The organism is Paraburkholderia sp. SIMBA_054 (assembly GCF_046534875.1).
Lineage (GTDB): Bacteria > Pseudomonadota > Gammaproteobacteria > Burkholderiales > Burkholderiaceae > Paraburkholderia > Paraburkholderia hospita.
Genome location: NZ_JAWRXV010000977.1, coordinates 1 through 263 on the forward strand (window position 1 = coordinate 1; position 263 = coordinate 263).

At 63.5% G+C, this 263-nt stretch carries 1 pseudogene; it reads right to left on the reverse strand.

Annotated elements, in window-relative coordinates:
* Positions 1-263: pseudogene (locus tag SB822_RS58040) on the reverse strand (aldehyde dehydrogenase family protein); the annotation flags it as partial.

A 263-nucleotide genomic window follows, 5' to 3' on the forward strand; every position in this document is an offset into this window, starting at 1 on the left:
GCTGCGTGTAGACACGCCGCTTCTTGCCGTGCGGCGTGAGATCGCACGAGAAGATCTGTCCGTCGTCCTTCATCACTTCGCCTGCGCCGAACACGAGCACATCTGCGACACGTCCTGCTTCGTACGTCGAATCCTTTATGCACAAACCGGCTTCTGCCGTGATGACGGCAGCAATCTCCTGAGTGCGCGCCCGTAACGCGACCGCCGCGCGCCGCAGGATCGCGGCACGCTAGTAACGCGTGAGCGTGGGGCGATAGGCGCGC